Raw genomic sequence first — 7,434 nt, 5'->3', positions numbered from 1 at the left:
TCTCAAATTTCAATTTCACAGTTCTGCCTGGACTTAACAAAGCCTCCCTTTTTCCCCTTATCTCTTTTTTAACAAAACCACTTTTTTTTAACATATTTTGCATCTTCCCCCTTCCCGCTTGTTGCAGAGCCTCCCACAGGCTATAATAAATACAGGCAGCGGAAAACAGATTTACGGGCAATACTTACGGGAGGATACGGATATGATCACGCAGCGCGTCAAACCACAGAGCAATTTCACGGGCAGGCTTTTCCGATCCTTTTTGTCTCTGGCGCTGATGCTCATGGGGCTTACGGGCATTACCGTCAGCTTGATTTCCATGTACGTGCTCAGAGCCAATACCATCCGGGATAATCAGCTGCTGCTTACACAGTTCGGCAATTCCGTCAGCACCACCTTTACCTATGTGGACAATATGATGTCTCATTTTATAGCCGATCAGAGAATACGTGATTTCCTGTATTATTATGAAAAAAAGGACATCGACTCCATCTCCGATGTATCCAATCAGTTTCAAAATTTTATGATCAGCAACGATTACATTCATTCCATATTTATTTATTATCCCTTGGAATCCCTTGTTTATATGGCCAATATGGGGGTATTGCCTGCCAAGGACTGCTATGATTATGCCTTCCTGCAGAATCTGGACGGTGCAAATATCGAATCCATATGGAAAACACCCCGTAACATAGCAGATGATTTTGGGAGGGCGGCCACCCTGTTCAGCATATTAAAGCCCTTAAAATACAACGGCAGTGAACTGGAAGCCATCCTGATTGTAAATCTGGACGCATCCCTTTTTACAGAGGTATTTAATTCCATTTCCGCAGACGAACACGCTTATCTGGCTATGAACGACGATGCTGTGATCGTAGCTTATTCCCACAGCGGACTTCCTTATCTGGAAAACAGCATAGAAATCTTTGACGCCATCTCTCACACAGGCTATCGGGAATACGCCTTAAACGGAGACAGGCTTTTGATCTCCTGCATGGATTCTCCCGATACCAACTGGAAGTACTACAGTCTGATCAAAACCAATATTCTATACCGGGAAATTATGACACTTTTGCTTTTTTCCGCAGGTATTTTTGTAATAGGCTCTCTGATTGCGGTATTTTTTTCCAAAATGGCTACCAGACGGCTGAGCGCCCCGCTCACAGCCATTGCAAACCAGCTCTCCAAGGGAAGCTCCCCCGGCCAGGAACAGGCGCAGGAAGATATTCTGCTGCACATTGAAAAGGGAATTGCCCGGCTGAAAACGGAAAATGAGACAATACAGCAGAGCCTGGAAAAAAGCCGCCCCATTCTGAGAAACAACTTTCTTGTGTCTTTACTGGAGGGCGTGATCACAGACAACGAGGAAATAGACCGAAATCTGTCTTATTTTCAGATCAGCCTGTGCACAGAGGCGCCAATCTGCGTCATTCTTGTGAGAATCAACGAATATGACGCCCAGACCGGAGAGAAATACAAGCCCGTGCAGCTTCATTCCTTTACTACCTATTTGATGAATTTGCTGAAAACTGTATTTCCCCATGCGAAGGATTGTCTGATCTGCAGCTCCTTTGAAAATGAAATCACCGTGATCTGTGCTCTGAATACAGGGGGAAAAGAAACGGCCCTGCATGCGGGCCAAAGAATAGAACAACTATTTGAAGCTGAGAAAAAGCATATAGAGGCCATCGCAATCGGCAGCGTAGAACCCTCTTTATATAGGGTTCATTTTTCCTATGCCAACGCAAAAAAAGCCCTGGCTTTGGGCTTTTGGTCCGAGGAGCTTTTGATTTCCTATGAGGATATTCTTTTACGCTCACCGGCCACCGCAAAATATCCCTATGATCTGGAGGAAAGCCTGTTAACCGCCCTTCGAAGCCGAAATCCCAAGGAAGCCGATGTCTGCCTGAAAAACATGCTGCAGTCCATTTTGCTGCACACAAAGGATGACAAAATCACCCGCACCTATTTTCTGGTGCAGCTTTACGGCGCTTTGATGAAATACGCTCAGGAGTCCGGCCTCGCAGGAAGCTTTGCAGAGGAATACAGTCATTATACAGAAATTCTCTCCCTGTCCGGAGAAGGGATTTTGCTGTGGTTTCATGGACTGATGGAAAATATGCTGGCCCAGATTGCCTATAAAAAGGCTAATCCCGAACAGTTTTTATCGAATCGGATCAAGGAATACCTGGAAGAAAATTATCAAAAGGACATCAGCATCCCGGAGCTGTCCGCAGTTTTTCTCTACAGCCCCACCCACCTGTCACGGATTTTCCACAGCGAGACAGGCAGCAGCATCAAGCAGTACCTGACCAAAATACGAATGGAAAAGGCCTGCGAGCTTTTGGGGGACTACTCCCTGAAAATCTCAGAGGTAGGGGAGCTTACCGGGTATCCCAGGGTACACGGCTTTTTAAAACAGTTTAAAAATTATACCGGACAGACCCCCAGCGAATACCGGGAATATCTGTCCGCCAAAAAAACAAAGCAAAGGCCGAAGGAGCCTGACGCCCCTATGTAAACAGAAGCCTCTTTGCGTTTTCACTAAAAATCATTTCCCGGTCCTTTTCGGAAATATGCTCAAAGCGCACAGCCTCCACATACATCCCCGGATTCGTAATGGGATAGTCCGTGCCGAACAGGAATTTGGAGGCTCCCACCGTTTCAATACCATGCCGGAGCATTCCGTACCGGAACAGCCCTGTGCCGGACAAATCCAGATAGGCGTTCTCATATTTCTTAAGCCGCTCTAAGTGCTTTAAAAAGTCCTCCCGCTGTCCCGGATGGGCGGCCACGAAGGTTACCTGGGGATTTTGAGCGATCATAATTTCCATCTGCTCCTGCCACTCCGGCATGGTGTGGTAGCTTACCACCATTTGATATTCTCCGGCCTTCTTTAAAATCTCCCTGAGATTTTCACTTGCGTAATCCATGCCGGCCTCCTTCCAGCCGTGCATGTAAGGCACCAGCTCTCCGATCAGACGAAAGCCCTTTTCGTGCATCCAGTCCAGGGTTTCTAAGGATTCCTCCACAAAGGCCGGATGAATGTGAAAGCCGGGGGTATAAAAATCCCCGTAAAGCTCCTTTACCTTTACCGCCTGTCTGTTCATCCTGTCAAGAGAAGAAAAGCCGTCCTGCAGACGTATCCCTCCGTTTTCAATGACGGAACCGCAAATATGAGTAATACCGGACTTTTCTAAATCCTCTTTTGCCTGCATAGACGTCAGGGAAAAACTCTCCTTATACATGCAGGCATTTTCCTCCCAAATCAGATAAGGATGTACGTGAAAATCAATGATTTCCATGGTCAATTCTCTCTTGCCTCCTTAATGTATTTTTTGTATTCCGTGGGGGTATACCCCGTGTATTTCTTAAAGCTGCTGGAAAAGTACTGGGAATTTTCTCCGAAGCCCGCCGCCCTGGCCACATCCAGCACAAGGGCGTCCCCGTCCCTTGCCAGCATTTCCATAGCCAGCATCATTCTTCTGTCCAAAAGATAGGAGGAAAATTTCTGTCCCACCTCCTTTTGAAACATCTTGCTCAAATAATTCTCGTTGAGAAACAGCTTTTCAGAAGAAATCCACTTAAGACTCAGCTCCTCATTGGAAATTTCCTCCTGTACCACCTGCAGTATCTTCTGTATGGTCTGAGAATATCGTCCGCCCTTTTCTTTTTCCGGCAGAATTCTGGATAAGGCGGGGTTTTGCCAGAGGGATGAAAGGAACTGTCTGCCCTCCCTGTCGTTTTTACATTTCAAAACTATGTTTATCAGCGCGGATTCGTCCACAGGCTTTAAGAGATAATCCTTTGCCCCATAGCGAAGAGCCTCCTGGGCGTAGGCAAAATCCGCGTAGCCGCTCAGAATAATAAAATCCACGTCCTCCCGCAGCGCTTTTACTCTTTTTAGCAAGGCGATCCCGTCCATCACCGGCATTTTAATGTCCGCCAGGATCAGCTCTACCGGATTTTTCTGAAAATATTCCAGAGCCTCCACCGCGTTTGCCGCCTTTGCCACCGTAACCCCATAATCCTTCCAGGGAATATGGGAGGCAATGGCCTCCCTGACAATCCTCTCGTCATCCACCACCATCATTCTGTACGCGTTTTCCATCCGGCTTACCTCCCGCCGCAGCGCTTTCCCTGTATTCCTCCAGGGAAATACGTCTCATCCTGATCTGTGCCACTGTCTCTTCCCCCTCCCGGAAGATGTCCACTCCATATTCTTCCCCAAACACGGACTGAATTCTCTGCTGTATGTTCATAAGCCCGATTCCATTTCCCTTGGGCTTTACAATCCCCGCTTTCAGTTTCTCCAAAAGCCCCTCCTCGGGCTCCGGCCCGGTGTTGCGCACCTGGCAGATACAAGCTTCTCCTTCCACAAAAATACGGATTTCCACCGTACAGGTTCCCAGCATACATTCCAGACCATAGGCAATGGCGTTTTCCGCCAGGGGCTGTATGGTAAACTTTGGAATCACAAGACCGCTGCACTCCTCGGACACATCAAATTTTACCTCCAGCCTGTCCTCATAGCGGTGCTTTTGTATAATAAAATAATGACAGGCAATGTCAAGCTCTCTGTCTATGGTAATCACAAATTCCTCGTCGCTGATGGCCTCCCTGAGCAAAATTCCCAGGCTGCTGATCATATCGGCGGCCGCAGGCATTTCCGCCGTTTTCGCCATCCAATACAGAGAGTTTAAGGTGTTGTAAAGAAAATGAGGATTCATCTGGGACTGCAAGGCTCTCAGCTGGGTCTCCTTTACCAGAAGCTGCTTCATATAATTGTCCCGTACCAGCTCGTTGATACGGGCGGACATGTTGTTGAAGGCTCCCTTCAGGGCATACACATCCCTGTCGTGGATATCCTGCCTTTCATACATGGGCAGCCAGGCGTCATCCCCACCCGATATTTTACTGATGTGCTGGATAAACAGCTTGATGTCCCTGGTGACCCGGTGGGAGGACAAAAAGGCGATGAGCAGGGCCGCAACACTGCACAGGGCAAAAATACCAACGTAAATGGCAAAGGCCTGACGCACATCTGCAAACAGCTCCGAGTAAGGCTCTAAAAGCGTATACGAAAAGAATTCCCCGCTTGAGCCAAAGCTTACCACAAACCATATTCTGCCGCCTAAGCGCTCGATACTGTAGCCTGCCTCCCGCTGCCAGAGCTGGCTTAAGTTTTTCTTTTCCATCAGTGTCTCCGTATCATTCAGCACATACTGCAGCGTCCCGTCCTGTCCTTGAAGGACATATATGCCGTCGTGGGCGTCCGTAAACACCCTTCCCAGCTCCTCCACATCCACAAACAGCACGATGACGCCGATGTGCTCCAGGGACAGATTTTGCCTCTCCCTCAGCTGCTTGGCGATAATCAGAAGGTTTTCCTCCCCCATGAGCGTCTCCCCGTCCAAAAGCACATTCTGCCCCTGGGCCGCCACAGCCTGCTCCTCCACCGTGTCCGCCGCCTCCTGCGAAAGCCTGTAATAGCGGGTGGAGGCCGCCACCCGCACCTGTCCCTCTCCATACAGGAAATTGGCGCAGACGATGGCCTGGTCGGAGCGTATGCCGTTTTGAATGGAGTCCACAATCGCATTCAAGCCCGAGGCCTGCTCCAGGGCGGAGGAGCCATCCTCCCCGTCCCCGATCAGCAGGCTTCCGGCCTCCTGTATTGCGTTGGATACCACCAGTCCATACAGCGTATCCTGTATGTCCTCCAGCCTCTCCTCCAGCTCACGGACGCTGCCGCCCAGCAGCTCTCCCGTAAGCTGATAGATATATTCTGTGTTGGACGCCTCCAGCCGGGAAAGGGCAAAGCAGCCTCCCCCGAAGCTCAGCACAGACGTCCAGATCAGTATCCAGGAAACCCTTTGGACGATACTTCGGCGTTTCTTCTTCACGAGATATTCCCTCCCGTTTTCCTTTCCCCTTATACCCTGTGCATCCCCTCCTGCTTTCTCCTCCTTTAGTATATACCTGCTCAGGATTTCAGTCCAGACATGGAAATTCCTTCCACAATGTATTTCTGGGTGAACAAAAACAGAACGATCACCGGCAGAAGGGACAGCACACACATGGCAAACATGGCGCCGTAGTCGGATACGCTGGTGGGGTCGCTGAACAGCTTCAGGGCAATGGAAACCGTGTAATTTTCCGGTGTGTTCAAATATAGCAAGGAGCCCATAAAGTCATCCCACTTCCAGTAAAAGGCGAAAATCGCCGAGGTGGCCAGAGCCGGCTTAATTAAAGGCAGCATAATCTGTGTAAACAGCCTGATCTTGCCGCAGCCGTCAATCTCCGCCGCCTCATCCAGCTCCTTTGGAATGCCTGCAATAAACTGCATAATTAAGAAGATGAAGAAGGCTCTTCCGCCCCATTCCGGCACCGTCAGGGGCAGGAAGGTGTTGACCCAGCCCAGGCCGTTAAAGATGATGTACTGAGGCACAATGAGCACCTGGCTTGGCACCATCATGGTGATCATCATGCAGATAAAGAAAAAGCCCCTTCCTTTAAAACGGATTCTGGAAAACCCATAGGCAGCCATGGCGGAGGCGATCACATTTCCCACCATGGAAATAATGGTAACGATCAGGGAATTCTTAAAAAAAGTGGTAAAGGTAGTGCCTCCAAAGCCTGACCACCCCTTTACGTAATTGTCAAACCTCCATTCCCTGGGAAAAAGCTCTTCCACAGTAGTCAGCACCAGTCTGCTCTCCTTAAAGGAGCTGAAAAACATCCAGATCAGAGGATAGATCATCACAATACCAATGGTACACACTACCACATGAAAGATCACTGTGTTAACCGCTCTCTTACGCTGTATCATTTTTCCTTCCTCCTCTTCTTTTTCTTCTTTCCGTCAAACAGCTCGTTCTCGTAAAATACCCACGCGCTGGAGGATTTGAATACCAGAGCCGTAAAGAATCCGATAATCACCAAAAGAATCCATGCCATGGCGCAGCCGTAGCCCATCTCGTAGTAGGCAAAGCTCTGTCGGTATAGGTATAGGGCGTACACCAGCGTCCTGTTCATGGGACCGCCGTCCGTGATGATCATGGCCTGGGAAAACACCATAAAACCGCCGATCATCTGCATGACCAGGTTGAAAAAGATAATGGGGCTTAACAGGGGCAGTGTGATCTTAAAGAATTTTTTGATGGGGCCCGCCCCATCCATCACAGCAGCCTCATAATAGCTCTGGGGAATCTGCTTTAAACCGGATAAAAAGATCAGCATAGGGGAGCCAAACTGCCAGATAAAAAGCAGGATGATGCACCACAGGGCCGTGTCCTTGTTGGAAATCCAGCTGATGTCGCTGGGGATTCCCAGGGCGTTTAAAAAGGTGTTGACCACGCCCGTCTTAGAAAAGCAGTATCTCCACATAACAGATACCGCCACGCTTCCTCCCAGTATGGAGGGTAGATAATATAC

At 49.0% G+C, this 7,434-nt stretch carries 6 protein-coding genes; 1 reads left to right on the top strand and 5 read right to left on the bottom strand.

The genetic code is table 11. The annotated features are described in order from the left end of the window. Positions 1-202 precede the first annotated feature (202 nt). A complete protein-coding gene (locus tag AC1WIP_RS08605; RefSeq protein WP_481141457.1) occupies positions 203-2,521 on the top strand; it encodes a helix-turn-helix domain-containing protein in 2,319 nt (772 codons plus the stop codon). Here AC1WIP_RS08605 and AC1WIP_RS08600 read toward each other — a convergent pair. From AC1WIP_RS08600 to AC1WIP_RS08580, 5 genes are all read right to left on the bottom strand, one after another. Continuing rightward, positions 2,514-3,305: an amidohydrolase family protein gene (locus AC1WIP_RS08600; protein ID WP_481141456.1), complete on the bottom strand. Its 792-nt coding sequence runs from the start codon at positions 3,303-3,305 to the stop codon at positions 2,514-2,516. The genes AC1WIP_RS08605 and AC1WIP_RS08600 overlap by 8 nt on opposite strands. Before the next feature lie 2 nt (positions 3,306-3,307). Then, the gene (locus AC1WIP_RS08595; RefSeq protein WP_481141455.1) at positions 3,308-4,111 is read right to left on the bottom strand and encodes a response regulator transcription factor; all 804 of its coding nucleotides are present in this window, start codon (positions 4,109-4,111) and stop codon (positions 3,308-3,310) included. Next, positions 4,077-5,903, bottom strand: coding sequence for a sensor histidine kinase (locus tag AC1WIP_RS08590; RefSeq protein ID WP_481141454.1), 1,827 nt, complete (start codon positions 5,901-5,903; stop codon positions 4,077-4,079). Before AC1WIP_RS08590 ends, AC1WIP_RS08595 begins: the two co-directional genes overlap by 35 nt. Positions 5,904-5,983: 80 nt before the next feature. After that, entirely contained in the window at positions 5,984-6,826 is an 843-nt protein-coding gene (locus AC1WIP_RS08585) for a carbohydrate ABC transporter permease (RefSeq protein ID WP_481141458.1), read from the bottom strand. Then, positions 6,826-7,434, bottom strand: a 609-nt coding sequence (locus tag AC1WIP_RS08580; RefSeq protein ID WP_481141453.1) for a carbohydrate ABC transporter permease, incomplete at its 5' end; no start/stop codon positions are given. The genes AC1WIP_RS08580 and AC1WIP_RS08585, both read right to left, overlap by 1 nt.

It is taken from the genome of Acetatifactor sp., assembly GCF_982438285.1.
Note: the sequence above shows the minus strand (reverse complement) of the source record. Positions and strands in the feature narration are given on the sequence as shown.